This window comes from Actinomyces sp. oral taxon 181, from assembly GCF_018370895.1.
Lineage (GTDB): Bacteria > Actinomycetota > Actinomycetes > Actinomycetales > Actinomycetaceae > Pauljensenia.
In genome coordinates this window covers 166,403-192,195 of sequence record NZ_JAGYZL010000003.1, presented here as the reverse complement: position 1 = coordinate 192,195, position 25,793 = coordinate 166,403, and the positions used below count along the sequence as shown (strand labels likewise).

Sequence of the window (25,793 nt, the reverse complement as noted above, 5' to 3'; positions counted from 1 at the left end):
GATGTCATTACCCGTTGATAAGCCGTCCTACGGTAACCTCGACGGCCTGAAGGTCGTTTACTCGGCAGTGGAGATTGCCGTTCCTACCGCGTGCGAAATCATGTCGGAGTGGGGTGCCGATATCACTTGGATTGAGAACACCTACAGTGGTGACTCTGTGCGTGATACCGAGTTCGTCAAGGAAATGGAACGACGCAATCAGCGCTCCATCTCGATGAATCCTTTCACGGATGAAGGAAAAGAGATTATCCGTGCGCTTGTTAAGGACGCGGATATCTTCATCGAGTCCTCGAAGGGTCCGGTATGGGCACGAAAGGGAATCACCGACGACTTCCTGTGGGAGGTCAACCCTCGCCTGGTCATTGTGCACGTTTCCGGTTTCGGTCATGTTGGTGATCCCAAGCGTGTTCACTCCGCGGCATATGATCTGACCGTCCAAGATTATTCGGGTTACGTCTACCAAAACGGTACCCCTGAAGAAGCAATGACGGCAGCTCCCTACACTGGCGACTACTTCAATTCGCTTATGGTGATCTCCTCTGCCTTGGCTGCGGTATTCCGTGCTCAGCGCACCGGAGAAGGTGAGTCGATCGACGTCGCAATGTATGAAACAATGCTGCGCGTCGGCGCCTACTACATGATCGACTACATGAATAAGGGAGTGCTCTACCCGCGTGCGGGTGCACGCCATCAGAACCTGTGCGCGATTGGCCAGTACAAGACCAAGGACGGAATCCTGGGCCTGTGCTGCTACGGTGTTCCTCAGAACAAGTACCTGCTTGAGGTCATTGGTCTGGGGGATCTGTGGGGAACAGAAGAGTACCCCGAGGACACCTCAGCGCTGTGGCTTGACGGCCCCAAGGCCTCGTTGATCGAACAAAAACTGGAAGAGTACCTGCTCACCCAGAACGTCGACGATGTTGAGGCAGATTTTGTTGCCCACAAGATCGCGGCTCAGAAGTGCTTGGATTTCGACGACCTCTTGGCCGAGGAACACACGAAACTGCGCGGAAACTTCATGGAGTGGGAGAACCGCGAAGGGGAGACGATCAAGGGCCTAAATACGGTTCCTCGTTTCGCGCATCGTCCCGGTGGCTTCTGGCGTCCAATGCCCGCATTGGGTGAAGACACTCGAGATGTCCTCCACCGCAGTGGTTTCTCGGATGAGGATATCGAGCGTTTCAAGGCCTCCGGTTCCATCAAGTTCGCCGAAGAGGACTGATTCGTGACCATTCGGGATGAGATTCACTCGCGCACGAATCTGCGCGACATCTGGGAGGATGCGGTTCATGCAGCCCCAGAACGCAGCTTCCTCATTTTTGAGGATGTGTGCGCTGGTGTGCGCGTGGAACGCACCTACCGTCAGACAGATGAACAAGTGAATCGATATGCGAATGCCCTACTTAAGCTGGGCTTTCGCAGCGGTGACCGCATTGCACTCTACCTGCCCAATAGCATCGAGTTCATCGAATGCTTCTTGGCGATCGCGAAGATCGGTGCGGTCATCGTTCCCCTAGACACGAAGGGAACTTCTTTTGAACTTGCGGGGCTGATCGATGCCAGTGGCGCTCGCGCGGTGATTTGTACCCGGGGGTGCTCGCTCACCCTTGACGAGGCCGTGCTGGCCTCGGGAGCTCAGGTGCTCTTGGTGGGAAGCGACGCAGGTGAGGAGGAGGGTTCTCTAGCTGCTCTCAGCCGGACTTGCTCGCCACAACTGGATTACGATCCGCAGCTTGAAGCACTGAGTCTTCTGGAAATTATGTTCACCTCTGGGACGACCTCATCTCCTAAAGGTGTCATGATCACGCATGCCAATGCCGTATTTTCAGGAAAATATGTCAATTGGGAACTGGCGATGACCAGTGATGATCGCTATGCGACATCCATGGTTGCCAGTCACGTGAACTTCCAGCTCTCAGCCTTCATTCCAGTCATTACAGCCGGAGCGACTCTGATTCTTCTCAGTCGATATAGCGCGCATCGTTTCTGGAAATCGGTGTGTCAGACCCGAGCGACTTTGGTCCAGGGGATGGCACTGATTGTCATGACCTTGCTTGCTCAACCCGTGGATCCAGAAGAACAGAACCACTGCGTGCGTCAGATGCACTATTTCCTGATCTTGTCTGATGAAGATAAAGAACGCTTTGAAAAGCGTTTTGCTGTTCCACTACTCAATAACTATGGGTCGACCGAGACCTTGGTTGGAGTTGTCACCGATCCGCCCGTGGGGGAGCGGCGGTGGCCTTCTGTGGGACAGGTTGGTCCGGACTACGAACTCAAGATTTGCGATGAATCTGGAGCAGAAGTACCGCAGGGGCGTAATGGTGAAATCTGCATTCGCGGCGAGATGGGAATCTCGCTCATGCAGGGGTACTGGAAGCGCCCCGATGCGACTGGGGAGGCAGTCATCGATGGGTGGTATCACACCGGTGACTGGGGATACGTTGACCCTGATGGATGGCTTTTCTTCGTCGATCGGCGGCATGACCTCATCAAGCGCAACGGTGAGTCGGTGGCCTCGGGTGAAATTGAAAATCTTCTACGCCAAATCCCCGAAGTGAGTGACGCGGCGGTTGTTGGAGTTCGCAACCCTATTCGCGGGCAAGATATTCATGCCTTCCTTACCCTCTACCCGGGTAAGGACCTGAGCCCTGACAGTGTGTTGGAGTTTTGCCGCCAACGACTGTCCTCCTTCAAAGTTCCCAACGAGGTACGAATCATTGATGAGCTGCCTCGCGGTGAATACGGCAAAGTCAACAAAGAATTACTCAAAACCCTGTGAAAGGAACAGGCATGGCAATCAATACGGATATGGTCGGACAGACCTTCGGTCCTTTCGTCCGCGACTACACTTTCCGTGATCTTGAGCTCTTTGCTCTTGGTTGCGGTGCAGGTATCGATGGCAAGGATGGCCTCGAATACCTCAACGAGCACGACGAACGTAATCCTCAGCTCAAGGTTCTGCCCATGTTTGGTGCGATGCTCATCGTGGATTCCGAGGTCACTCGCACTATTGACTACGGCTACAACTATGCGGGCTCCCTGCACTGGGGCTTCGATATCCGCTTCCATCAGCCGATCACCAAGATGAGCGATCACTTGGAAACCATGGTTCGCCTTGAAGGGCTCTATGACCGTGGTGAGGGTCGTGGTCTGCTCGCTCAGCATATTGGTGACACCTACGATTCGGACGGCAACCTGCTTTTCACGAACGAATCTTGGGACTGCCTGATTTACGACGGCGGTTGGGGTGGGCCCAAGCCTCCCAAGGACATCGTTGAGATGCCAGAGCGTGAGGCTGATGTCGAGGTTGTTGAGCGTATTCCTGAGAACCAGGCCTTGATCTACCGTCTGTCGGGAGACTACCACCCGCAGCACATCGACTGGGATTATGCAGCTGAGAACGGTGAGCCTCGTCCCATTCTTCACGCAATCTCTTACGCGGGTGTTGTCATGCGTCATGCAATTAACGCTTTTGTTCCCGGAGAACCCGAGCGCATCACCCGTTTCAAGACCCGTATTACTTCGCCGGTTCTACCTGGTAGCACTCTGAAGACGAAGCTGTGGAAGGTCGCAGAAGGCGAGCTTCGTTTCCAACTGGTAGACGAGGATGCCGATGTGACCGGTGCGAAGCCTCACCTGAACTGGGGGATTATCGAATACCGCTGAAGTAATCTTGAAAGCATAGATGCATGATCACACGATGATCCGCGGCTCTGCTATCGAGGTGTTAGAGGAGATACACGCAGTGAAAAAGGAAGTAACAGATCTCGAAGATCTGGATATGTCGGGTGTGCTATGGCGCATCATCGCATTTTCCAGTGGTGGTCCGTTCCTTGAAGGCTATGTTCTAGGAATTATTGGCGTGGCGCTTTCACGCCTGGGTACCGATATCGAGATCAGTAATTCCATGTCGGGCTTGCTGGGAATTGCTGCGTTGGTTGGGCTTTTCTTGGGAGCTGCGGTCGGAGGATGGGTGACGGACCTCATTGGTCGTCACAAGATGTTTATTCTCGACCTGATTGTCATTGTCGTTTTGTCGGCACTGTGTGCCGTCGTTACGTCTCCTCTGCAATTGGTGGTTCTGCGCTTCCTCATCGGTGTGGCAATCGGCGCCGATTATCCGATTGCCACATCGATGATCGCGGAGTTTTCACCCCGCAAATATCGTGCAATGTCGATGGGCATGATCGCTGCCGCATGGTACCTTGGCGCCAATGCCGCGGCTCTTGTTGGCTACGCTCTTTACGAGACTCCTCACGGCTGGCGGTGGATGCTTGCATCGTCTGCGATTCCGGCAGTACTCATCCTTATCGGACGTTGGGATATCCCAGAATCTCCCAGGTGGTTGGCATCGAAGGGCCGTCAAGAAGAGGCCGATCGTGTTGTCATGAAACTCTTCGGTGAAAATGTCCGCCTTCCTGTGCAAGAGATTGCTGAAAAAACCGAGTTTAAGAAGATCTTCAGCGGTGTTTATCTGTGTCGAGTGATCTTCGTTGGTGTGATTTGGCTCTGCCAGGCAATTCCGATGTTTGCTCTCTACACCTATGGCCCAACAATCGTTGGTTCCATCGGCCTGGGAGAGGGACGCAATTCGCTGATTGGCGAACTTGTTATCGGCACCTTCTTCATGCTCGGTACATTCCCCGCAATGTACTTGGCTGAACGCGTGGGGCGTCGCCCGCTCATCATCTGGTGTTTCTTCGGTATGACGATTGCGCTTGGTCTGATCGGTTTCTTCCCGCAGGGGGGAATCGTTCTGGTTTCCATCTGCTTCATTGCTTACGCGCTTCTTGCTGGCGGTCCGGGCAACCTCGAGTGGCTCTATCCCAACGAGCTCTTCCCAACCTCCATTCGTGCCTCGGCAATGGGCGTTGCTATGGCTCTGAGCCGAATCGGCACCGTCTACTCAATGTTCGTCCTTCCGGCATTTATCGCCGATTACGGGATCTCTACGACCATGCTTGCCGGTGCCCTCATTTCAGCTCTTGGATTTGGTGTTTCCTTCGCTTGGGCCCCCGAAACCAAGGGACTGAGTTTGGACGTTACAGGATCAGCGGACTTCAAGGGGCGCTAAACGATGTATCGCATTGATTCAGTGGTTGTGAGCGCGTACCGCACGAATTGCTACGCGCTAACGAATGAAGGTGGGACGATTATTGTCGACCCGGGCGACCAGGCGAACTTCCTCCAGCAATGGACGCGGGACTTAGACGTCGTTGGTATTGTGCTCACCCACTGCCATTGCGACCACATTGGGGCAGTTAATGAGCTTGTCGCTCAACACGGGTGCTGGGTTGCCTGTGGAGCTGCAGACGTTGCTGGAACGCGCGACTTACACCTGTCTGGATTCGATGCCGAAGGTGTCGACTACGTCGTGGATCACGTTGATCGGCCTTTGAAGGAAGGCGATGCCATTGAGTGGGGGAGCGATTGCCTTGAGGTGATCGATACCCCGGGACACACCCAGGGACATATCTGCCTGATTGATCGTGCCAATTCGATCCTCTTCAGTGGTGACATGCTATTTGCTGGAACGATTGGACGGACTGATTTCCCTGGGGGAGACCAAGCGCTTATGGCCACTTCCTGCGCGAAGCTCGCAGAGGTTACTCAGGATCTTCGCGTACTTCCCGGGCACGGTCCCGCCACCACTTTGGCAGCAGAAAAGGCGCAGCTCATGCACTGGGCACGCGTTCTTTGCCCGCGTGAAATGGTTCAGGATACTGCGCGTAATGACGAATTGAGATTGCCATGAAGCTGATCGTCAATCAAAGCTTCAAGGTAACGCGGAACCTTCAGCATGAAGCAGTCGATGTAGTCATCGGGCAGGCAGAAGGTTCGCATCAGAACCGAGCCTTCAACCGCGTCAAGCAGGCGGGTAACCGACAATGTGTCCTTAATCTGCCCCGCGCTCTTGAACTCCCACAAGCGCGTGCGAATTGCACCCAAGGGGGTAATGAAAATCTGGTTGTGAATCAGTGCGATCGTCGGATCGTTTGTTTCACCGGCCTCGACGAACAGGCGACGAACTGCCCGACGATTCGGGCCAAGGTACTCGCGAAGGCGGAATTCGGCCTCGTTCATCAAAACTTCCCGCGCGCTATTCCCGTGTGGGCCAGGGCAACGAACCAATCGCGCGAAGGCGTCCTTCAGGAGGTCATCGCGGGTTTCCCAGCGTGTGTAAATGCTGGATTTGCCCACTCCGGCAGCGCTGGCGACCTTGGTCAGGTTGAAAGCAGCCCAGCCGACCTCTCCGTAGAGTGTCAGGGCGCTTTCGATGATCTTGGCTTCGACCACTTCATTGCGTGGCCGACCAACTTTGGGCGCGTCTTGTCGAGGATTCGGCACGACCTGCACCTTTCTTTCATAGCTGCTGGTAAGCGCCATATTACTCGCACCTTGCGGGTTAATGCGTGCGCTTTTCGGGAGCTGAGAAAACTTGGGGAGACTTCCCTGTATCTATCCGAAAACAACACTCAAGAGAGAAGGACACGATGAGTATCGTTGTCGCGTATAAGTACGCTGCGAACCCGCAGGATACAACCGTGGGTTCTGATGGTGTCGTTGACTGGTCGCGCGCGAAGGCTGCGGTGAGTGAATACGACCCTGTTGCCATTCAGGTGGCACGCACTGTTGCAGATGCTAAGGGCGAAGAGCTCGTTGGTATCTCCGTAGGAGACGCACAAGTGTCCTCCTCAATGGCAAAAAAGGCTGCTCTTTCGCGCGGATTCGACCGTGCGTTGGTCGTCGCCGATGATGCCGTTCGTGATCTGAATGCCACTGCGGTTGCAGGAGCGCTTGCCGCTCTGGTTCGCAAGGTTGAAGGCGCGAATATCCTCTTGACCGGTGACTCTTCGATTGATGAGTCCGCCAAGATGATGTCTGCTCTGGTCGCAGGTTACTTGGGATGGCCCTGTTTCCAGGAGGTTTCTGCGGTCGAGGCCAACGGGGACGGATGGACCATCACGCAGGCTACCGCGTCTGGAACTCGAACGATTGCTGTTGAGGGCCCTGTCGTCGTTGCCGTGACGACAGATGCTGCGACCGTCAAGGTTCCCGGCATGAAGGATGTTCTGCAGGCTGGAAAGAAGCCGATGGACACCGTTGCTCTTGCTGATCTGGGCATCGAGCCGATTTCCGTTGAGGTCACCGGCCGCCTGCGCCCGGTTGCTCAGGAACGTAAGAAGGAAATTCTCAGTGGTGACGACGCCGCTGTGAAGCTGGTTGAGGCGCTGCGTAGCGCTGGTGTGCTCTGAGAAAGGACTTGGACAATGACTAACGCATGGATCATTACGACATCGAATCAGATTGCGTCCCTCGTCGAGGCCGCACGCGCGATCGGTCCCGTTACCGTCATCGCTCTTGGCGACGAGGCCACCGGCATCGCTGGCGTTGACCGCGTTGTGACCATCGGTCGTGGAAGCAACGCGCCTCTTGAGGCTTTTGCTCCCGCGGTGAACGCTGTGTTGGAAGGCGCTGGCGCAGATATTATCTTTGCCGCGAACCGTCCCGTTGAGCGTGTCCTTGCCGGTGCTGTTGCCGCGCGCCTTGGCCTTCCCCTCATCAACGGTGCGCTCCGCGTTTCCGCTGGCGAGGCCGAACTTTCGCGTTTTGGTGGCCTGACACAGGAAAGCATTTCCTTCACCGGTGGTGCTGTTGTCGTCCTCGAAGGTGGAGCCCCCGTTGAGGGTGCGGAAGTTGCGCCCGAGGCCGGTTCGGAAGAACACTACGAGGCAAGCGTGAGCGCCGTGGAGCCCGCTGGCTCGGGCCCCGCCAACCTTGCTGCTGCACGTCGCATCGTCGCAGCCGGTCGTGGCTTCAAGGCCGAGGAAGATCTGCAGATTGCCCGCGACCTAGCCGCGGCGCTGGGCGCCGAGCTGGCGTGCTCCCGTCCTTTGGCTGAGGGAACCGCATGGCTGTCCAAGGACCGCTATGTTGGTGTTTCGGGCATGCACGTTGCTCCGGATCTGTACCTTGCCGCCGGTATTTCCGGTCAGGTTCAGCACACCTCGGGCATGTCCGATTCGAAGGTCGTCGTTGCCGTCAATAGTGATGCCAATGCTCCGATCTTTGAGGTTGCTGACTACGGAATCGTGGGCGACCTCTATGATGTCCTGCCTGCGATCACCGCAGCACTTTCCTGAGGAAGAGTATGTCTGAAGAAGTAGAGGTCGATTTCGAGGTCATCGTCATCGGTGGGGGTGTAGCCGGTTGTGTCGCCGCCTACACTCTTGCCGGACAAGGACACGAGGTCCTTCTCATTGAGCGTGCGATGGAACCCGGTTCCAAGAATCTCTCGGGTGGTGTTTTCTACTGCCGAGTAATGGAACAGGTCTTCCCGGACTTCATTCATGAAGCTCCTGTAGAACGCCGAATCACACGTAATATCGTCAGCCTGCTCAATGAAAAGTCTGCCGTCAACATTGACTACTGGGATCAGCGTCTTGCTGAGCCCGCCAATGCAGTCACAGTGTTGCGTGCAAAGCTTGATTTGTGGCTGAGCGAGAAGTGCGAGGAAGCCGGTGTCACCGTGATGCCGGGTGTGAAGGTTGACTCACTCATCATCGAAAACGGACAGGTTGTTGGTGTTCGTGCCGGAGAAGATGAGCTGCGCTCCCACGTTGTGGTTGCCGCAGATGGGGTGAACTCTTTCATTGCCCAGCAGGCGGGAATCCGCGCTAAAGAGCCGAAGAAGCACCTTGCAGTGGGTGTGAAGTCGGTGATCGCTCTTCCCGAGAAGGTCCTTGAAGATCGCTTCAATGTGCGCGATAACTGCGGTGCAGCATACGCCATGGTTGGGGATGCGACGCAGGGTGTTGCAGGTGGAGCTTTCATGTACACCAATAAAGATTCCGTCTCTATTGGTGTTGTCATGCGTCTGGATGATTTGGAAGCATCGGGCTTGTCCTCTTCGGATGTCCATGATCACCTGCTCACTCATCCGGCAATTGCTCCTCTTCTTGAAGACGGCGAATTGCTTGAGTATGGGTGCCACCTGACCATCGAAGATGGGCCTCAGATGGTGACCCACGATCTCACCCGTCCAGGTTTGGTGATTATTGGTGATGCAGCTGGATTCACTCTTAACACTGGTTTGACCATTCGAGGGATGGATCTTGCTGCGGGTTCTGCGCTCGCGGCTTCAACGGCGGTTCATGCTGCCCTTGAATCCGGTGATTTCTCTCAGGCAGCGATGGATCGTTACCTCAGTGAGTTGAAATCTTCCTTCGTCGGGCAGGACATGCAGACCTACGCGAAGGCCCCTGCTTTCCTTGAGCGTCCCCGTATGTACAAGGACTATGGACGCCTTGCTGCAGAGGTTTTCTACGGAGTCTTCAACCATGATCTTCGCCCGCGTCGCCACATCATGAAGGTCGCGATGGATGCGTTCAAGGCTTCTGGCCTGCGTTTGCGTGATCTCATCAGTGACGGCTTGGCAGGTATCAAGGCATTGTGAGGCAGGAGGAACAATGAGCACATTGAAAATTGAGAGTGTTCCCGCGCGTCTTTCGCGTAACACTTACAACCTTGACGAAGAAGAATCTCATATCGAGGTCGACCAGGAGCGCGCTCGTGCTACCGGCGCCGGCAAGCTCTTGGAGCGAATCTGCCCAGCACGTGTGTACTCGGTAGAAGAGGACGGGAGTGTTGGGGTGGAATATGCCGCATGCCTCGAGTGCGGTACCTGCTTGGCTCTTGCCCCTGAAGCTGTTCTGAAGTGGCACTATCCCAGGAGCGGTTTCGGAATCATGTTCCGGGAAGGCTAAGAGCTTCTCCTTGAAGTGGTGGGTTGAAAGAGTTTGCTTTCAACCCACCACTTTTGTTTCATCTCTTGAATTCATGATTGCCGCAATGCAATCGGCGATATTTCCGCGGGTGAGGGAGTGGCCCTCTGCAGAAGCACTTCCTACGCGTAGTGGACGCCATTCAAGTGACGCCGTCCTTCGCTCTCCATGGAGTTTTCTGGTACCAAGAGCATTCAGATGAACCTCGAATATAGGAAGAGTCCGAGGTACTGGAATGCTTTGAGCTATCGGAAACAATCGATGCCTATCGGTATCTGTATCCGTCCGCGCCGCATGTGCTTCGGCGTCGATGTATGTACACGAGGGAAAATGAGCACTTCGACATATGAGGAGAGAATGTAGGTGTGATCGTTTCGCGCGCATGACAAGCTCTGTGAAATCTTCTACACACAGGTCTTTGGCGGAGTCATGAGCGGGGGAGAGGAGCAATGCTTCCATGCCGTTTTGCCCGAGTTCCTGGGCAAAAGGGAGAAGGAAAGAACAGGCAGCGTGTTCCACTTCTTTGCGCGCGCCTAAAAGACCAACACCAACAATGTTTTGATATCCCAAGCGAAGTGCTTGAGCAGAAGGGTCGACGGCATATCCCAATACTCTAGCCGCCTGGTGAACTCGCTGGGTTAAGTGCTCGCTGACTTTGACCTTTCCTCTGAGGACGTGCGAAACGGTTCCGACAGATACTCCAGCTAGACGCGCAACGTCGGAAATCGTCGGTGTCGTGGACATAAAAGCCTCCTCTCCTGTGGCCTTTACTGTGCCGCAACCGCCCTTCTTTCCACTCTAGGAAGCAGAAACTGTGGAAACACGCCGGGTATCGTGCATCCTGTGGATCAATCACACTGCGGGTGCAAAGTTCACCTATTAAGCTGTGACTACTTGGAGCGAGGAGGAAGAATGCTTCGACGTTTGACAGACGCAATTGTCTGCGCAGTGCTTTTGGTTCTGGATATTCTGGCGTGGCTGATCGTCAGCACATTCTCAAGTCTTGATCATTCGGAGCCAGGTCGAATTGCCTCGGTCTCTCTCAGTGCCTTGATTATCGTTGCTGCTCCAGCACTTGCGACCTGTATGGTTGCTGCGATCGCACGACTGGTGACCAGCACTTCGGCTCGTGTTTTCTATTCGTGGAGTCTTTTCGTCAGTGCTGTGGCCGGAGTGTTCAGCTATCTGACGGCTATGGTGTCCTCCTTCCAAGGAATGGAAGTTGGCCTGCGCTGGATGGCTTGTTTCTTTGCAGTTCAAGCGATCGTCAGCCTTATTCTCCTTATCGTTGGCTTGACCGGTGGAATTCCTCGAACGGCTGAGGAAGCACGCGCTCTGCATCAGGCGACGCACCCAACTGCTTTGTCTTCGACTCAGAAGGAGTCATCTTCGGCAAGCTCCACTTCTTCTCACGAGGCTACAACTTCCGCCTCAGCAAAGACTCCAGCTGCCGCTGGCATGGCTTCCCCGACTGCAGGCAAGACTGCCACCGCCGCTCAGGGCACAGAAGGACATCAGGCAAGCGCGTCCTCGGCAACAGAAAAAGAGACACATTAATGACAACTGAGGGTTTCCGCCAGCTTCCGCTGGAAACAACGCATGGCGTTGAAGAATGGGAGGACTCGGGGGCGCTTGTTCAACGAAGCGTTCTGCCTAATGGCCTTCGGATCATTACTCAAAAGGTGCCGGCAACACGTTCACTGGCACTGAGCTGGTGGGTTGGGGCTGGTTCGCGAGACGAGGATGAGGTGAGTGCCGGATCGACCCACTTCCTTGAACACCTCCTCTTCAAAGGAACCGCGCAGAGAAGTGCCTTTGATATCGCCGAAGCATTTGATGCGGTTGGCGGTGAGTCCAATGCGGAAACCGGAAAAGAACACACAAACTATTGGGCGCGTGTACTGAGCGAAGACGCGCCAATGGCCGTTGAAGTATTGGGAGACATGATTTCTGCCTCCCTGATCGATCCAGAAGAGTTTGAGATCGAACGCGGGGTCATCCTCGATGAGCTCGCGATGTCAGAAGACAATCCTCTCGAGGTTGTCCACGAGGCTTTCCAATTGGCAGTGTTTGGCGATAACTCTTTGGGACGTCCGGTTGGTGGAAGTGCCCAAACGATTCGCGCCGTTGAACGGGACCATGTGTGGGACTACTATCGCCGGGTTTACGCGCCCTCCTCGCTGATTGTTGCCGCAGCAGGGGATGTGAACCACGATGAACTTGTCGAGCAAGTACAGCGCTCCTTGCATCCTACGTGGGCAAAAGAATTAGAGGAGCAGCGAGTTCCGCGTCCGAGGCGTTCGACGCAGGGATCGTGGTCGTCCGCTTGTGAACCGGTCCGCTCAACGCGCCACCGTCATATTGAACAATCACATGTCATTGTTGGTGGCCCATCGATGCGTGCCGGTGACGATCGACGTCCCGTGATGTCGGTTTTGCTTTCTATTCTGGGCGGCTCGATGTCTTCGCGACTCTTCCAAGAGATCCGCGAGAAGCGTGGCTTGGCCTATACGACATATGCCTTCGATTCCCCCTATTCGGATGCGGGAGCCTGGGGAATGTATGCCGGGACAGCACCAGAACGAGCTTCCGAGGTTGAAAAGCTCATGCAGGCGGAGCTTGAAAAGCTGGCCGCAACTGGCCCGCGCGAAGACGAGCTTGCTCGCGTTCGCGGACAGCTGCGCGGAGGTATGGCACTGGGGTTGGAAGATACGCTTTCTCGCATGTCCCGCTTGGGACGCGCTGAGCTGAGTGGTCGTTACTTCAGTGTTGATGCTGCGCTTGCTCGAATCGAAGCGGTCCAAGCTGAAGATGTTTGTGGTCTTGCGCAGGAGCTTGCGAGGCGATGCGTCTTCACTGCTGAAGTGGTGCCGGAGGATCGTGCGTGACTAAACGAAGCGTTCGCCCAGCAACTTCCAGTGATGCCGCTGCCATTGCTGCAATGGCCCAAGAATTCTTCACTGAAGTCTTTAATGCCTGTGCGCTGCCTGCAGCGCATCCGCTTCGTGCACAGGTTCTGACGCAGACACGTCAGATGTGGGAAGAAACTCTTGCTGGAAACAGGCCGATGCAGGGGCAGACCTTGGTTGCTCTTGAAGAACAGACTCCCGTTGGTTTCATTGCATATTCGCATGCCCCCGCTCTGGAACTTGAGCAGCCGCCAGGACGCGTCATTCCAGAAGGGCAAGAAATCAGCAGCCTCTACGTGCACCGTAGTTTTAGGCGTATCGGACATGCATCGCGTCTGCTAGCAGCTCTTGTGGATACCCTCCACCCGGAGTCAATGCGGTTGTGGGTTGCACCAGAAGATACTCTGACTATTCGCTTCATCCAAGGATGCGGATTTTCTCCCGCGGGGATGCGTCGTCACTTTGTTTTCGACTCGGAAATCCCTGCGGCTCGGGATGAACACCTGTGGTGGGCATTGCGTTCTTAAAGCGGTCACATCAGGCCTCTGAAGGCTAGACGTGGCACACTTATTGCATGATGCCTCTTTACGACAACCTGCCTGAACCCGCGCCTCTGAAGAAGGGGAATCTCAGGATTGTCCCGCTGGGTGGCCTGGGTGAGGTCGGCCGCAATATGAATGTTTTGGAATTTGGTGACAAACTCCTGGTTGTCGACTGCGGCGTTCTTTTCCCTGAAGAGTCTCAGCCTGGGGTCGACCTGATTCTGCCCGATTTTTCGTGGATTGAAGACCGTCTTGACGACATCGTCGGCATGGTTTTGACTCATGGGCATGAAGACCACATCGGCGCGGTTCCATATCTGCTCAAACTCCGCGAAGATATTCCGATTTATGGGTCCGACCTGACTTTAGCTTTTGTTGAGCCCAAGCTTCGTGAGCATCGACTTTCTGCCGAAAACCTTCATGTTGTCGAAGAAGGAGACCGCCAAGCAATTGGTCCCTTCGATTGCGAGTTCGTTGCGGTTACCCACTCTATTCCAGACGCACTTGCTGTTTTCGTTCGCACCCCCGCAGGTAAAGTCCTGATCACTGGTGACTTCAAGATGGACCAGCTGCCTCTTGACCACCGCTTGACAGACCTTCGCTCTTTCGCGCGTTTTGGTGAAGAAGGCGTGGACTTGTTCATGGTGGACTCAACGAATGCCGAAGTGCCCGGCTTCGTTACCCCAGAACGCGAGATTGGCCCGGTCTTGGATCAAGTTTTTGCCGAGGCAACAGGTCAGATCATTGTCGCTTCTTTTGCTTCGCATGTTCACCGTGTCCAGCAGGTCATCAACGCAGCTGCACATCATGGTCGCAGTGTTGCCTTGGTTGGCCGTTCTATGGAACGGAATATGCGTATCGCTCAGGAGAAGGGGTACCTCACAATTCCTGAGGGACTCATTGTCGATTCCAATGAGATTTCTTTGCTTCCTCCCAATCAGAGGGTGTACATGGCAACTGGGTCTCAAGGAGAGCCAATGGCCGCCCTTTCTCGAATTTCGCAGGGATCGCATCGCTTTGTCAGTATTGAACCCGGCGATACGGTGATTTTCGCGTCTTCCTTGATTCCGGGTAACGAGAACTCGGTGTACCGCGTCATTAACGACCTCACGCGTTTGGGCGCAAAGGTTGTTCACCAAGCGAATGCTAAGGTTCACGTTTCCGGCCACGCGGCCTCGGGAGAACTGATCTACTGCTACAACATTGTTCAGCCGAAGAACGTCATGCCGATCCACGGGGAGATTCGCCACTTGGTCGCCAATGGTCAATTGGCAGTGCTCACCGGCGTCAAGCCGGAAGACGTTGTTCTTGCTGAAGATGGCGTTGTCGTCGATCTCGAAGATGGACATGCCAGAGTCGTCGGTGCGGTTCCGTGTGAGTACATCTACGTTGACGGTTCCTCTATCGGAGAGATCTCCGAAGATGAATTGGCCACTCGACGCACCCTTGGATCTGAAGGCTTTGTGAGCGTTTACGCGGTTGTTGAGGGTGAGTCGGGGATGGTTCTTGCACCGCCGACAATTCGCGCAATTGGGATGGCCGAAGATTCCTCAGTTTTTGACGAGATTCTTCCCGACGTCACCGCAGCCCTCGAAGAGGCCGCTTCCGGCGGAAATGTTGATGCACACGTCCTTCAGCAGGCGATGCGTCGCGTTATTGGTCGCTGGGTTGGCCGTCATTTGCGTCGACGCCCCATGATTGTTCCAGTTGTCGTCCTGCAATAGTGGGTGGGACTTGAGTACACCGATAGAGACACGAGCGTAAGGTACGGTAGAAGCATGACCGGGCGTTTTATCTCGACCTATTCGATTGTGCTCTCTCTTCCCATGCGTATTTATCAGCTGCCAGAACGGGGAGGCTCCGTTCACGCAGCTGCAGCAACCTCGCTTCCAGCGGGTGGTTTCACGGCTTTGTCTGCTGTGTCAAAGCTCGGTGTCTATACCGCGACCGCTTCGCCCCTGGGGACCGGTCCCAATTCGTATATGGTTCGTCAACTCCTCCATGAAGCACGAGTGAAGGTTCTTCTTCCCGAACTTGTCGGTGACATTGGCGTTGCGATTCAGCTGGTCGAAGCCGATGGTTCGATGACCTCGATTGTCACTACGGGGGTGGAATCAGAACCTTCGCGTGAATCCTTGGATGCCTTGGAGATCCGCGAAGGGGATCTAGTTCATGTATCGGGCTCAGATCTGGCGAATCCAACAAGTGCAGAAATCCTCACTGGATGGGCCGTGAATCTTCCCGAAGGCGTTACCCTGGTAGTTTCCGTTTCCCCTGCTGTCGCTCAGGTCCCAGTGTCCGTATGGCCACGTTTACTGGGGCGCGCGGACGTTGTCTCAATGAATATTCGCGAGGCCGCGACTCTGTCTGACATTCTTGCTCCCTATGAGCACGGAACTGGAGTTCGCGGAGTCATGCGTCCTGACGCGGTCTTCGTTCGTCGTCTGGGCGTTATGGGCTGTGAACTGCAACTTCATGCTGATGAACCCAGGATTTCGATCCCCGCGTATGAATCCGCGACGGTTGATACCGCCGGGGTGGGGGATACCCACATCGCCACTATGTGTGCGGCACTTCTTCTGGGATATGATTTTGTTGAAGCAGCACGAATGGCGAATGCGGCTGCTGCGATCACCATTTCTCATGAGTCGGCTCTTCCTGTTCCAAGCTGGGAGCAGATCCGAGAAGTTATGAAGAACGGGCATGTGTGACGCACTCGGAAGAGGCTTTCGCGGCGTGCCTAAGCCTTTTCGCGGGTATGCGGCGGTAGCGTTTTTCCTACCATGGCACGAAAATCCCCATCTTCAGTATCTTCGAAATCTTCTTCACGAGCCGGGAAGTCCACTGCGACCCCGGGGCTTCTCGCGCGCGTATTTTCCGGGATCGGACGCGGTATTCTTGCGATGATTCGAGCATGGCGCGCGACCGATGCTCAGGTGAAACGCGATGCGCTTGCGTTCATTGTCGTGGCGGTTGCCGTTCTGGTCGCACTGCGTGAGTGGTTTGGTATTTCGGGGCAAGCGGGGGATTTCATTCACCTGTGTGCAGCGGGCTTTGTTGGGATTTTCTCCGTCGTTTTGCCCATTATTTTGGTCGCCTTCTCTGTTGAGCTAGTTCGTGTCCGCTCAGGAAATTCAGCCTTGCCTCACCGCGTCGCAGGTAGCCTTGGTGTTGTCCTTTCTTTGACCGGTCTTGTTCATGTCAGCAAAGGTAACCCCGCTTTTGACTCTGCTATCTCGATCGAGAATGCGGGTGGAATCCTCGGTTGGTTTATTGCTCGGCCTCTGGTTCTCATGCTGTCGTCGTGGGGTGCGGCGGCACTCTTGATTCTTCTTTTCCTCTACTCGATCCTTTTAGGGACGCGTACGCAGGTTGCGCAGGTTCCGACCTTGGTCCGTGAATGTGTTGACCGTCTTGCTAAGCGGACGAGGCCAGAGGAAAGCGATCCGGCAGCGCGAGCGCGTGAAGAGGCGCGTCGTTCCCTTGCTGCTGGCGATGATCCTTTCTTGGATTCCTATGACGGCGATGAACACTTCCGCCGGGCAGTGGAATCTGAGCCCCAAGAAGATGTTCCTTCCCGGGTGGATACGCAGCGCACTCGGGTGATGCCTGCCTCAGCGCCGCATGTTCCCGAGGGACAGCCCGCTTCCTCGGCGATGGATGCGCCAACGGAGGCAATGCAGGTTCCTGCTCTTTCGGTCACCGAAAATATCGAGGACCAGGCCGACCCTGAGCCGCCTGCTCATACTGAAGAGCCTGCAGGTGGATTCCAAGCGGAACTGGATGAGAACCTCTCCTATACGCTTCCTTCAAGCGAGCTTCTTGTGCGCGGTGCTCCCCATAAGACTCGCTCGGCGGTCAATGATCAAGTCGTGCAGGCGTTGCGTCAGGTCTTCGCAGAGTTCAATGTTGATGCCCAAGTGACTGGCTTCTCTCGCGGCCCAACAGTGACACGTTACGAAGTGACCTTGGGGCCAGGCGTGAAGGTTGATCGCCTGACAAACCTTTCGAAGAATATTGCCTACGCTGTGGCCTCGGCAGACGTGCGAATTCTCGCTCCGATTCCCGGAAAATCGGCGATCGGTATTGAGATTCCGAACTCGGACCGAGAAACTGTCGCGCTGGGAGATGTTCTTCGCTCTGGCGCTGCTCAGCGTAACCAACATCCCCTAGTTGTCGGTGTTGGTAAGGATGTTGAAGGCGGCTACGTCGTTACCAACCTGGCGAAGACCCCGCACCTTCTGGTTGCTGGCCAGACTGGTTCCGGTAAGTCGTCATTCGTGAATTCGATGATTACCTCGATCATGATGCGTGCGACGCCCTCGCAGGTTCGCATGATCCTGGTCGATCCCAAGCGAGTCGAATTGACGATCTACGAGGGTATTCCGCACCTGATTTCCCCGATCATCACCGATCCGAAGAAGGCCGCTGAAGCGCTTGAATGGGTCGTGAAGGAAATGGATGCGCGCTACGACGATCTTGCGACATATGGCTTTAAGCATGTTGATGATTTCAACAAGGCTGTGTCTGCAGGCCAAGTGAAGGCTCTTCCGGGTCTTAATCGTGAATTGCGACCCTATCCCTACTTGCTGGTCGTTGTCGATGAGCTCGCGGACCTGATGATGGTTGCCCCCCGCGATGTTGAAGCTTCGGTTCAGCGTATTACCCAGCTTGCGCGCGCAGCTGGTATTCACCTCGTCCTTGCAACTCAGCGTCCTTCCGTTGATGTTGTCACCGGTTTGATTAAAGCGAATATTCCTTCGCGTTTGGCATTTGCGACCTCATCTTTGGCTGACTCTCGAGTGATTTTGGATCAGCCTGGTGCGGAGAAGCTCATCGGTCAAGGTGACGCCTTGTACCTTCCTTCTGGCGCAAGTAAACCGATGCGTGTTCAAGGTGCCTGGGTTACTGAATCTGAAATTCATTCGATTGTTTCCCACGTTAAAGAACAGATGCAGGCTCAGTACCGTCCGGATGTTCTTGCCCCCGCGAAGACCGCCAAGGTTGCCGAGGACATTGGTGACGATCTTGATGATCTCTTGGCCGCAGCTGAGCTGGTTATTTCAACTCAGCTGGGTTCGACCTCGATGCTGCAGCGAAAGCTTCGCGTTGGTTTTGCGCGAGCAGGGCGTCTGATGGACCTCCTGGAATCGCGTGAGATTGTTGGTCCTTCTGAAGGCTCGAAGGCGCGCCAGGTATTGGTAGCTCCCGAACAGCTCCCCGAAATTTTGGCCATGCTTAGGGGAGAGAGCGCCCCTGAACCCGCGCCCGCACCTACTCAGCACCAGGAAGTTTCTTCGTCGAATTTTGCTGACCAGTCGTCTAAGGCTCCTTCAAACGGGTACGATGGGGATACAACTTCCTCGGATCCTTACTCCGGACATAATTTTGGTGGTCGGACCGACTGGGTCGATGAAGAGCCTGAAGAGAATGAAGACGCCTGGCAGTTGACCGGGCGCTAAGAAGCAAAGGGGCAGGTCGTGGCTACTCACGTGTCGCGTGTTGAACGCTATACGAAGGTCTCTACGATCAATGTGCCCAATGCGCTGACGCTTTTTCGCCTGCTCCTAGTCCCCGTATTCATCTACTTAAAGTTTGTGGACACATGGAGTGCACAGTGGTGGGCTTTGCTGGTGTTTTGCGTCGCCGCTGCAACCGATCAGCTTGATGGAAAGATCGCGCGCGCCTACGGTTTGGTCACCGACTTCGGTCGTGTCGTCGATCCTCTTGCAGATAAGGCTCTCACCCTCAGTGCGTTTATTATTCTGAGCATTCAGGGTGTTCTCCCGTGGTGGTTCACGATTCTCGTGGCAATCCGAGAATTGGGAATCACTGTCATGCGCGCATTCTTCCTGCGGCGGGGGATTGTGGTTTCGGCCTCGCAGTCCGGAAAAATAAAGACCGTTCTTCAGGTCTTGGCTATTTTCCTTCTCTTGATTCCGTGGGATTATTTCTACTTCCTCAATCCCGCCAATCGCGGGTGGGCGTCAGTTGCCTTAATGTCGGCTTTGTCTGTTGCGGGTGCTGCGCTTGCTGCGACTCTTTGGTCGGGTATTGCGTATGTGCGTGAGGGCCTCTTTCTTGCCCGTGAGGTTCGTGATCCTGAGCCTCAAAACGAGGTGTAATTACAGTTGCGCCTTGAGCGCAAAGTTGAGCGACGCAGACGCAAGTTTTAAATCCCTCGTGTATGGTGGGAATAGGCAGGGTCGTTCAGACGTTAGGAAGAACATGATGAAGAAGCAGAAGAACAATATCCCGAGTTCTGTGCGTCCACTGAATGAGCTGGCCATGCAGAAGGCGCTGGCGGCGGGTTATCGTCAAGCTATGAATCGCCCCGCCCATGATCGTGCAGCCGCTCCGTTGCTACGTACTGAAATTGGCGATGTTCTGCGTGAGATTCGCCGTAAGCAGGGGCGTACTTTGCGAGAAGTTTCTTCCGAGGCGCAAGTCTCCTTGGGCTATCTTTCTGAGGTTGAGCGCGGGCAGAAGGAAGCGTCATCTGAACTTCTTGATGCGATTAGCGAGGCCCTGGGCGTGCCGCTGTGGTACATCCTGCGTGAGGTTTCTGAGCGTATGGCTGTCTTGGATGGAACTGTTGTTCCGGACACTGTTCCTGAGAATCTGGTCCCGGTGACCCTGATCTCGTGACTCTTTCTGAATTTTGGGATGCCGTCGATGACGTCTATGGGGCTACCCTTGGACGCTCATTGACGGCTGACCTATATCTACCTTCACTGCGGGGAACCTGTGTGGAGGCCCTTGATAGGGGAGTTTCGCCAGATATGGTCTGGTCTGAGTTGCTTCGTGAAAGTGATGCAGACGAGGCCGTGCGCTGGGTTCATCGTCTTGATGCGAAAGAGCGTGAGAAGATTCGTCGTTCGAAGCGTTCCTAATGGCGTGTCGACATGCATCGAACATTTGTTCCATTTATTCTGTGGAAGAAGTGAAGTGTGATCAGTTTTTCCACAGATATGGAAAAGTGGTCGCAAATGCCTGTGGTCGAGCATATCTTCACTGAGTAGTCCCCGGAGAGGGGATCTGCTGCATAGACCAGATGAACAGTGGCCGGAGAGGCTTCGACGAAAGGTATCACCATGGCAGTAGCTCGTAAGGGTTCCTCTTCATCAGCGAATGGGGACCGAAATAAGGCTTTAGAGCTCGCACTCTCACAGATCGATAAGCAGTTTGGTAAGGGCTCCGTCATGCGACTGGGAGATGATTCTCGTCCCCCGGTGCAGGTGATCCCCACTGGTTCTCTAGCCCTTGATGTCGCTCTTGGAATTGGCGGTCTGCCTCGGGGGCGCGTCATTGAGATCTATGGCCCAGAATCATCCGGTAAGACAACCGTTGCACTTCATGCAGTTGCCAGCGCACAAAAAGCAGGCGGAAACGCCGCATTTATCGACGCTGAACACGCACTTGATCCCGTTTATGCGCGCGCCCTAGGTGTCGACACGGATAACCTCTTGGTCTCCCAACCCGATACCGGCGAGCAAGCACTGGAAATCGCCGACATGCTGATTCGTTCGGGCGGTATTGACATCATTGTCATCGACTCTGTCGCTGCACTTGTTCCCAAGGCTGAAATCGAAGGCGAAATGGGAGACTCTCATGTCGGTCTGCAAGCCCGCTTGATGAGTCAGGCCCTGCGTAAAATCACCGGTGCTCTCTCGGCGACCGGGACAACCGCAATCTTCATTAACCAGCTTCGTGAAAAGATCGGTGTCTTCTTCGGTAACCCCGAAACCACAACCGGCGGTAAGGCTCTGAAGTTCTACGCCTCCGTCCGCATTGATGTTCGCCGAATTGAAACCCTGAAGGAAGCTGGAGCTCCCGTCGGTAACCGCACCCGTGCAAAGATCGTCAAGAACAAGATGGCGCCGCCTTTCAAGCAGGCAGAGTTCGATATCGTCTACGGTAAGGGCATCTCCCGCGAAGGGTCGATTATCGACATGGGCGTGGAAACCGGCATCATCCGTAAGTCTGGCTCTTGGTTTACCTATGGTGATGATCAGCTTGGGCAAGGCAAGGAAAATGTTCGCCAGTTCCTCTCGGATAATCCCGAATTGGCTAATGAAATTGAACAGAAGATCTTGGTTTCTTTGGGAATCGGCGTACAAGATGGCGAACTGACAGAGCCGGTTACATCAGATATCGATGACTCACTCGAGGATGCTGGCTTCTAATCAATGGTCCGTTATTACGACCCAGAGACCACATCAGAAGAGGATGTTCGTCCGCGCACGCGCACTAAGAGCCCGGCGGAGCGCCAGGCTCTTATGCGCCAGCGCAATTCTGCTCTAGAAGGACAAGCTGCATTCGAGGCCGCCCGTGAGGTAGCCCTTCGTCAGCTCGATGTTCGTGCCCGTTCGCGAAGCGAATTAGAAACCGCAATAACCAGTAGAGGTTTTTCTTCTGAGGTTGCCGCCTCTGTTATCGAACGCCTCACTCAATTGGGGTTGGTCGATGACCTTGCCTTTGCGCGTGCCTTTTCTCGGGGACGTTTTGAGGCAGGCGGGAAAACAGGTTCCGCACTTCGTGTTGATCTTCAACGGAAGGGGATCGCCCCGGAAATCATCGATACCGTGCTCTCAGAAATCGGCGCCGATGAACAATTTGAGCGGGCTTTAAACCTTGCTCAGAAGAAGATGCGTTCGATGCCGAATTGCGATGATCAGGTTGCGCGTCGACGTATTTTCTCGATGCTTGGGCGCAAAGGATATTCTCCTCAGGTTTGTATACGCGTGCTTGATGCAATCGTCGAAGGCAGGGATGATGAGTACTGAAGATGCTATCTGTAAGGAACTGATTACTGATTTAAGCAATGGGGGCCTCACTGTTGCTGTCGCAGAGTCCTTAACCGGTGGTCTTTTGTGCGCGGCTTTCGTTCATGTGCCGGGTGCCTCACATGCTGTGCGTGGGGGAGTCTGCACCTATGCGACGGATACGAAGCATTCGGTTTTGAAGGTGAGCGATCAACGCCTTGCGCAGACGGGTCCCGTTGATGATGAAGTTGCTCGGCAAATGGCACACGGTGTTCGCACACTGATGGGTGCGGATTTTGGTTTGTCAACGACTGGAGTCGCGGGGCCGGGACCTGCTGATGGACATCCTGCTGGAACGGTCTATGTGGGTTGTGCGTGGGAAGGTGGCTCGCGGGTACGCCGTCTTGATCTGAGTGGAGATCGCGACCAGGTCCGGCGGGGCGCAGTGATCGCCGCACTTGAACTATTCAGGGAAGTACTGAAAGCGACACCAAATATCCATACGCGCTAGAATTCAACGACGATGAGTGTTGAAATGATGGACTTCCCGCGAACCTACGCAGTGCGCACCCTTGGGTGCCAGATGAATGAGCACGATTCCGAACGTATTTCGGGTCTCTTAGAGAAGGCGGGCTTAGTCCCTGTCGATCGCGTTCCTGCCGCAGCAGCGCGCGCAACTGACGCCGGAGACATGGGTGCAGACGTCATTGTTATCAACACCTGCTCCGTTCGCGAGAATGCCGCGACGCGTCTATTTGGAAACCTCGGGCAGCTTGCGGCAGTCAAGCGTGAACGCCCTGGAATGCAGATTGCAGTGGGCGGTTGCCTTGCTCAACAGATGCGTGACGGGATCATCGAAAAAGCTCCCTGGGTCGATGCAGTTTTCGGTACTCACAATATCGATGTCCTTCCCGCGCTTCTTCGCCGTGCAGAGCACAATCGTCAAGCGGCTGTTGAAATCGAAGAATCCTTGAAGGTTTTTCCTTCAACACTTCCTACTCACCGTGAAAGCGCATACGCAGCGTGGGTCTCAATCTCAGTTGGCTGTAATAACACCTGCACCTTCTGCATTGTTCCTCACCTTCGTGGAAAAGAACGTGATCGCCGTCCCGGTGAAATTCTTGAAGAAGTACAAGCTGTTGTTGATGAAGGCGCAATTGAAATTACCCTTCTGGGACAGAACGTTAACTCTTACGGCGTAAGCTTCGGTCAGCGCGGTGCTTTCGCTGATCTTCTGCGAGCCGTAGGCACAATTGACGGTTTGGAACGCGTGCGTTTTACAAGCCCACACCCGGCGGCCTTTACTGATGACGTAATTGAGGCGATGGCCGAGACTCCAACGGTCATGCCCTCGTTACACATGCCGCTTCAGTCGGGTTCGGACGCGGTCCTGCGCCAGATGCGCCGCTCCTACCGCCGGGATCGTTTCATGGGAATTCTTTCGCGAGTACGCGCTGCAATTCCCGACGCAGCAATTACCACGGACATCATCGTCGGATTCCCCGGAGAGACTGAAGAAGATTTCCAGCAGACTCTCGAAGTTGTTGAAGAAGCACGCTTCAGTTCCGCCTTCACTTTCCTATACTCTCCGCGTCCCGGTACCCCGGCAGCTGACCGAGAGGATCAGGTTCCACAGGACGTTGCTCTTGAACGCTACAAGCGCCTGTTGGCTCTGCAAGAACGCATTTGTGCCGAGGACAATGCAGCACTTGTTGGAAATGAAGTTGAGGTGCTTGTCGCCGCAGGAGAAGGTCGGAAAGACGGAGCAACCCACCGTATTTCTGGACGAGCGCGTGATAACCGTCTGGTTCACGTTGCCCTTCCCTTGGGAATGAGTGAAACCGATCGTCCGCGTCCTGGTGACATGCTTCGCGCTCGTGTCACGCACGGCGCCCCTCACCATCTCATTGCTGATTCAGCATTGGAAGATGGCGGTCTCTTTGAACTTCGTCGGACTCGTGCGGGAGATGCTTGGCAAAAGCGTCAAGCACACGAAGAAGACTCGAAGATCTCCCTTGGTATGCCTCGCATCCGTATCGGGGCTCCAAATGGAAATGCCTAATACTGCATCTTTGCCCCGCCTAGCTCAACCATCGCAACTGATCATTGCGGTGGTGGGGCCCACGGCCTCGGGAAAAAGTGATCTTGCTTTAGACCTTGCACAGAGCCTCCCCGCGGATATGGGGGCACACGCAGGGGAGCTGGTTTCTGCAGATGCGCTTCAGCTTTATCGCGGAATGGATATCGGTACGGCGAAAACTCCGATTGAGGAGCGCCGCGGAATTCCTCATCATCAAATTGATGTCTTGGAGATTAGCGACGAGGCTTCTGTCGCCTCCTACCAGCGCTACGCTCGCGCCGATATCGCACAGATTCACGCTCGCTCGAACCTTGCAGTTGTCGCTGGCGGTTCGGGGCTTTACCAGCGGGCGCTTTTGGACCAGATTGACTTTCCCGGGACAGATCCTCAGCTTCGGAAACGTCTTGAGGAAGAGTCTTGCCAACCCGGGGGAGTGGCCGCTCTTTTTCATCGACTCGAGGAATTGGATCCGGTGTCTGCGCAGCGCATTGACGCGCACAATGCACGCAGAATTATTCGAGCGCTTGAAGTCATTGAGCTGACGGGGAAACCCTACTCTTCGTCGATGCCGCAGTACATGTATGCGGCACCCACCGTCATGCTTGCGCTTCGTTGGCCGATGGAGGAGCTTGATCAACGCATTGCGCAGCGCACTCGCTTGATGTTTGACCAGGGGCTTGTTGAGGAAACACGGGAACTAGACCGATTGGGGCTTCGACATACAAAGACTGCCGCCAAGGCAACCGGTTATGCGCAGGCTCTTGCTGTTATTGACGGTGATATGACGATCCCCGAGGCCATTGATTCTGTTGCCTTGGCAACGCGCCAGTTGGCTCGCAGGCAGGTCAAGTGGCTGCGCCGCGACCCCAGAATCGTGTGGATCGATCGTAGCGTCGATGGGGCCACCACCAGTGCCGAGGCGGCGTTACAGACTGCCCGTCGGGTTGTGTTGTCAGTACTTCAATAGAGACATTTTAGATTGTTCCTTAGGCTCCCGTATTCTGTTTTCTGTTCAAGAGAAAGGGAGGCGAGATGGCTGTCAATAAGGGGTGTTGTTGGTGTTTCGGCCATTGCTCCCGATGGGCAGCTTACGGCGCGTTCCTCTTGGGGACAGGTGGTTACGGCATCTCTTGGCGCAAATGTTAATGTGAGGGTATATCCAGACAAGAATGTCGAAAAAATGGACTGCTCGAACTGTGCCGCAGCGATCACTACCGGTTTTCTGGCCTTGGTAAGTGAGAAATGGCCGCAGGCAACCGGGAATCAGCTTCTTCAGCTTCTGGTCTGAACTGGCATGAATTCCGGGAACTCGTGGAATGAACGAACAGGATTCGGTCCAACGAATCTTGAGACAATGCTCAGCACTGATCCCTCTCAATTTCCGGATGAAAATCCACTTCCTGATAAGAAAAAATTAGGGAAGGACACTGAAGGGTCTACGGGATTTGGCTCCTCAGAAGGTGGCTCAGTTCCTCTTCCCCAAGAGGTTGCAGATTACGCTGATGGCATCAAGTTCCCATTAGAGCTGGAGCACGAAGATCCCAACTACGTCTATCGTGGCCTTGATGATTCCGCGGCTTCCCCGGGCGGTGACTATATTTCCTCTCCAGTTCACTTGGGCACAAGTCCGCGCTTCCACAAGAAAAAGAAGTAGCGGAACGTTGATCTGAAAATGAGTGGTGGGAGGAAACCCCAGGGTTTCCTCCCAC

At 54.9% G+C, this 25,793-nt stretch carries 26 protein-coding genes; 24 read left to right on the top strand and 2 right to left on the bottom strand.

Annotated elements, in window-relative coordinates; translation table 11 throughout:
• Position 1 precedes the first annotated feature (1 nt).
• Genes caiB through KHW85_RS02725 form a run of 5 tightly spaced genes read left to right on the top strand, consistent with a single transcriptional unit; the run spans position 2 to position 5,758 of the window.
• A complete protein-coding gene (caiB, locus tag KHW85_RS02745) occupies positions 2-1,222 on the top strand; it encodes an L-carnitine CoA-transferase (RefSeq protein ID WP_291458704.1) in 1,221 nt (406 codons plus the stop codon).
• 3 nt (positions 1,223-1,225) lie between these two features.
• Positions 1,226-2,782 carry an AMP-binding protein gene (locus KHW85_RS02740; protein ID WP_291458703.1) on the top strand — a complete coding sequence of 519 codons (1,557 nt, stop codon included), beginning with the start codon at positions 1,226-1,228 and terminating at the stop codon, positions 2,780-2,782.
• 11 nt (positions 2,783-2,793) lie between these two features.
• Positions 2,794-3,669 (top strand): MaoC/PaaZ C-terminal domain-containing protein, encoded by an 876-nt coding sequence (locus KHW85_RS02735; protein ID WP_291458702.1) that lies wholly within the window; start codon positions 2,794-2,796, stop codon positions 3,667-3,669.
• Between the two features lie 19 nt (positions 3,670-3,688).
• Positions 3,689-5,077 carry an MFS transporter gene (locus KHW85_RS02730; protein WP_366494592.1) on the top strand — a complete coding sequence of 463 codons (1,389 nt, stop codon included), beginning with the start codon at positions 3,689-3,691 and terminating at the stop codon, positions 5,075-5,077.
• Between the two features lie 3 nt (positions 5,078-5,080).
• Positions 5,081-5,758: an MBL fold metallo-hydrolase gene (locus KHW85_RS02725; protein WP_291458700.1), complete on the top strand. Its 678-nt coding sequence runs from the start codon at positions 5,081-5,083 to the stop codon at positions 5,756-5,758.
• Here KHW85_RS02725 and KHW85_RS02720 read toward each other — a convergent pair.
• Positions 5,719-6,351 carry a TetR/AcrR family transcriptional regulator gene (locus tag KHW85_RS02720; RefSeq protein ID WP_291458699.1) on the bottom strand — a complete coding sequence of 211 codons (633 nt, stop codon included), beginning with the start codon at positions 6,349-6,351 and terminating at the stop codon, positions 5,719-5,721. The genes KHW85_RS02725 and KHW85_RS02720 overlap by 40 nt on opposite strands.
• 146 nt (positions 6,352-6,497) lie before the next feature.
• Here KHW85_RS02720 and KHW85_RS02715 point away from each other — a divergent pair, with 146 nt between their 5' ends.
• From KHW85_RS02715 to KHW85_RS02700, 4 genes are read left to right on the top strand one after another with little or no spacing between them, the layout of a single operon-like run.
• Positions 6,498-7,259, top strand: a complete 762-nt coding sequence (locus KHW85_RS02715) for an electron transfer flavoprotein beta subunit/FixA family protein (protein ID WP_291458698.1) — start codon at positions 6,498-6,500, stop codon at positions 7,257-7,259.
• A 15-nt stretch (positions 7,260-7,274) separates the two neighbouring features.
• Positions 7,275-8,147, top strand: a complete 873-nt coding sequence (locus KHW85_RS02710) for an electron transfer flavoprotein subunit alpha/FixB family protein (RefSeq protein ID WP_291458697.1) — start codon at positions 7,275-7,277, stop codon at positions 8,145-8,147.
• Positions 8,148-8,155: 8 nt separating this feature from the next.
• Complete coding sequence (locus KHW85_RS02705; protein ID WP_178703651.1) at positions 8,156-9,460, top strand: FAD-dependent oxidoreductase; 1,305 nt, start codon at positions 8,156-8,158, stop codon at positions 9,458-9,460.
• Positions 9,461-9,473: 13 nt separating this feature from the next.
• Positions 9,474-9,770 carry a 4Fe-4S dicluster domain-containing protein gene (locus KHW85_RS02700; protein WP_291458696.1) on the top strand — a complete coding sequence of 99 codons (297 nt, stop codon included), beginning with the start codon at positions 9,474-9,476 and terminating at the stop codon, positions 9,768-9,770.
• A gap of 39 nt (positions 9,771-9,809) precedes the next feature.
• Here the strand turns inward: KHW85_RS02700 and KHW85_RS02695 are convergent, their stop codons facing one another.
• Positions 9,810-10,532 carry a LacI family DNA-binding transcriptional regulator gene (locus KHW85_RS02695; protein ID WP_178703646.1) on the bottom strand — a complete coding sequence of 241 codons (723 nt, stop codon included), beginning with the start codon at positions 10,530-10,532 and terminating at the stop codon, positions 9,810-9,812.
• A 168-nt stretch (positions 10,533-10,700) separates the two neighbouring features.
• On the opposite strand from KHW85_RS02695, the gene KHW85_RS02690 reads away from it, so the two are divergent.
• The 15 genes from KHW85_RS02690 to KHW85_RS02620 all read left to right on the top strand — a co-directional run bounded on the left by KHW85_RS02690 (position 10,701) and on the right by KHW85_RS02620 (position 25,738).
• The gene (locus KHW85_RS02690) at positions 10,701-11,345 is read left to right on the top strand and encodes a hypothetical protein (RefSeq protein ID WP_291458695.1); all 645 of its coding nucleotides are present in this window, start codon (positions 10,701-10,703) and stop codon (positions 11,343-11,345) included.
• Positions 11,345-12,676: a pitrilysin family protein gene (locus tag KHW85_RS02685; RefSeq protein WP_291458694.1), complete on the top strand. Its 1,332-nt coding sequence runs from the start codon at positions 11,345-11,347 to the stop codon at positions 12,674-12,676. The genes KHW85_RS02690 and KHW85_RS02685 overlap by 1 nt, the downstream gene beginning before the upstream one ends.
• The gene (locus KHW85_RS02680; protein ID WP_291458693.1) at positions 12,673-13,224 is read left to right on the top strand and encodes a GNAT family N-acetyltransferase; all 552 of its coding nucleotides are present in this window, start codon (positions 12,673-12,675) and stop codon (positions 13,222-13,224) included. The genes KHW85_RS02685 and KHW85_RS02680 overlap by 4 nt, the downstream gene beginning before the upstream one ends.
• A 47-nt stretch (positions 13,225-13,271) precedes the next feature.
• Entirely contained in the window at positions 13,272-14,963 is a 1,692-nt protein-coding gene (locus KHW85_RS02675; RefSeq protein WP_019127182.1) for a ribonuclease J, read from the top strand.
• A 54-nt stretch (positions 14,964-15,017) separates the two neighbouring features.
• Positions 15,018-15,950: a PfkB family carbohydrate kinase gene (locus KHW85_RS02670; protein WP_178703638.1), complete on the top strand. Its 933-nt coding sequence runs from the start codon at positions 15,018-15,020 to the stop codon at positions 15,948-15,950.
• 72 nt (positions 15,951-16,022) lie between these two features.
• Positions 16,023-18,701 carry a DNA translocase FtsK gene (locus KHW85_RS02665; protein ID WP_291458692.1) on the top strand — a complete coding sequence of 893 codons (2,679 nt, stop codon included), beginning with the start codon at positions 16,023-16,025 and terminating at the stop codon, positions 18,699-18,701.
• An 18-nt stretch (positions 18,702-18,719) separates the two neighbouring features.
• Positions 18,720-19,364, top strand: coding sequence for a CDP-diacylglycerol--glycerol-3-phosphate 3-phosphatidyltransferase (gene pgsA, locus KHW85_RS02660; protein WP_291458691.1), 645 nt, complete (start codon positions 18,720-18,722; stop codon positions 19,362-19,364).
• Positions 19,365-19,563: 199 nt separating this feature from the next.
• Entirely contained in the window at positions 19,564-19,887 is a 324-nt protein-coding gene (locus tag KHW85_RS02655; protein WP_026066718.1) for a helix-turn-helix transcriptional regulator, read from the top strand.
• A complete protein-coding gene (locus KHW85_RS02650; protein WP_291458689.1) occupies positions 19,884-20,132 on the top strand; it encodes a DUF3046 domain-containing protein in 249 nt (82 codons plus the stop codon). The genes KHW85_RS02655 and KHW85_RS02650 overlap by 4 nt, the downstream gene beginning before the upstream one ends.
• A gap of 201 nt (positions 20,133-20,333) precedes the next feature.
• The gene (gene recA, locus KHW85_RS02645; protein ID WP_178703632.1) at positions 20,334-21,425 is read left to right on the top strand and encodes a recombinase RecA; all 1,092 of its coding nucleotides are present in this window, start codon (positions 20,334-20,336) and stop codon (positions 21,423-21,425) included.
• Between the two features lie 3 nt (positions 21,426-21,428).
• Positions 21,429-22,025 (top strand): regulatory protein RecX, encoded by a 597-nt coding sequence (locus KHW85_RS02640; RefSeq protein ID WP_291458688.1) that lies wholly within the window; start codon positions 21,429-21,431, stop codon positions 22,023-22,025.
• Positions 22,015-22,515, top strand: a complete 501-nt coding sequence (locus KHW85_RS02635) for a CinA family protein (RefSeq protein WP_291458687.1) — start codon at positions 22,015-22,017, stop codon at positions 22,513-22,515. Before KHW85_RS02640 ends, KHW85_RS02635 begins: the two co-directional genes overlap by 11 nt.
• A 12-nt stretch (positions 22,516-22,527) precedes the next feature.
• Complete coding sequence (gene miaB, locus KHW85_RS02630; protein WP_291458686.1) at positions 22,528-24,066, top strand: tRNA (N6-isopentenyl adenosine(37)-C2)-methylthiotransferase MiaB; 1,539 nt, start codon at positions 22,528-22,530, stop codon at positions 24,064-24,066.
• A complete protein-coding gene (gene miaA / locus KHW85_RS02625) occupies positions 24,053-25,051 on the top strand; it encodes a tRNA (adenosine(37)-N6)-dimethylallyltransferase MiaA (RefSeq protein WP_291458685.1) in 999 nt (332 codons plus the stop codon). Before miaB ends, miaA begins: the two co-directional genes overlap by 14 nt.
• A gap of 327 nt (positions 25,052-25,378) precedes the next feature.
• Positions 25,379-25,738: a hypothetical protein gene (locus tag KHW85_RS02620; RefSeq protein WP_291458684.1), complete on the top strand. Its 360-nt coding sequence runs from the start codon at positions 25,379-25,381 to the stop codon at positions 25,736-25,738.
• Positions 25,739-25,793 lie beyond the last annotated feature (55 nt).

What these genes read in the sequence shown, in the direction of transcription:
- caiB (WP_291458704.1), top strand. Translation starts at nt 2, where the DNA reads ATGTCATTACCCGTTGATAAGCCGTCCTACGGTAACCTCGACGGCCTG.
- KHW85_RS02735 (WP_291458702.1), top strand. Translation starts at nt 2,794, where the DNA reads ATGGCAATCAATACGGATATGGTCGGACAGACCTTCGGTCCTTTCGTC.
- KHW85_RS02730 (WP_366494592.1), top strand. Translation starts at nt 3,689, where the DNA reads ATGCATGATCACACGATGATCCGCGGCTCTGCTATCGAGGTGTTAGAG.
- KHW85_RS02725 (WP_291458700.1), top strand. Translation starts at nt 5,081, where the DNA reads ATGTATCGCATTGATTCAGTGGTTGTGAGCGCGTACCGCACGAATTGC.
- KHW85_RS02715 (WP_291458698.1), top strand. Translation starts at nt 6,498, where the DNA reads ATGAGTATCGTTGTCGCGTATAAGTACGCTGCGAACCCGCAGGATACA.
- KHW85_RS02710 (WP_291458697.1), top strand. Translation starts at nt 7,275, where the DNA reads ATGACTAACGCATGGATCATTACGACATCGAATCAGATTGCGTCCCTC.
- KHW85_RS02705 (WP_178703651.1), top strand. Translation starts at nt 8,156, where the DNA reads ATGTCTGAAGAAGTAGAGGTCGATTTCGAGGTCATCGTCATCGGTGGG.
- KHW85_RS02700 (WP_291458696.1), top strand. Translation starts at nt 9,474, where the DNA reads ATGAGCACATTGAAAATTGAGAGTGTTCCCGCGCGTCTTTCGCGTAAC.
- KHW85_RS02695 (WP_178703646.1), bottom strand. Translation starts at nt 10,532, where the DNA reads ATGTCCACGACACCGACGATTTCCGACGTTGCGCGTCTAGCTGGAGTA.
- KHW85_RS02690 (WP_291458695.1), top strand. Translation starts at nt 10,701, where the DNA reads ATGCTTCGACGTTTGACAGACGCAATTGTCTGCGCAGTGCTTTTGGTT.
- KHW85_RS02685 (WP_291458694.1), top strand. Translation starts at nt 11,345, where the DNA reads ATGACAACTGAGGGTTTCCGCCAGCTTCCGCTGGAAACAACGCATGGC.
- KHW85_RS02675 (WP_019127182.1), top strand. Translation starts at nt 13,272, where the DNA reads ATGATGCCTCTTTACGACAACCTGCCTGAACCCGCGCCTCTGAAGAAG.
- KHW85_RS02670 (WP_178703638.1), top strand. Translation starts at nt 15,018, where the DNA reads ATGACCGGGCGTTTTATCTCGACCTATTCGATTGTGCTCTCTCTTCCC.
- KHW85_RS02665 (WP_291458692.1), top strand. Translation starts at nt 16,023, where the DNA reads ATGGCACGAAAATCCCCATCTTCAGTATCTTCGAAATCTTCTTCACGA.
- KHW85_RS02655 (WP_026066718.1), top strand. Translation starts at nt 19,564, where the DNA reads ATGAATCGCCCCGCCCATGATCGTGCAGCCGCTCCGTTGCTACGTACT.
- recA (WP_178703632.1), top strand. Translation starts at nt 20,334, where the DNA reads ATGGCAGTAGCTCGTAAGGGTTCCTCTTCATCAGCGAATGGGGACCGA.
- KHW85_RS02640 (WP_291458688.1), top strand. Translation starts at nt 21,429, where the DNA reads ATGGTCCGTTATTACGACCCAGAGACCACATCAGAAGAGGATGTTCGT.
- KHW85_RS02635 (WP_291458687.1), top strand. Translation starts at nt 22,015, where the DNA reads ATGAGTACTGAAGATGCTATCTGTAAGGAACTGATTACTGATTTAAGC.
- miaB (WP_291458686.1), top strand. Translation starts at nt 22,528, where the DNA reads ATGAGTGTTGAAATGATGGACTTCCCGCGAACCTACGCAGTGCGCACC.
- miaA (WP_291458685.1), top strand. Translation starts at nt 24,053, where the DNA reads ATGGAAATGCCTAATACTGCATCTTTGCCCCGCCTAGCTCAACCATCG.
- KHW85_RS02620 (WP_291458684.1), top strand. Translation starts at nt 25,379, where the DNA reads ATGAATTCCGGGAACTCGTGGAATGAACGAACAGGATTCGGTCCAACG.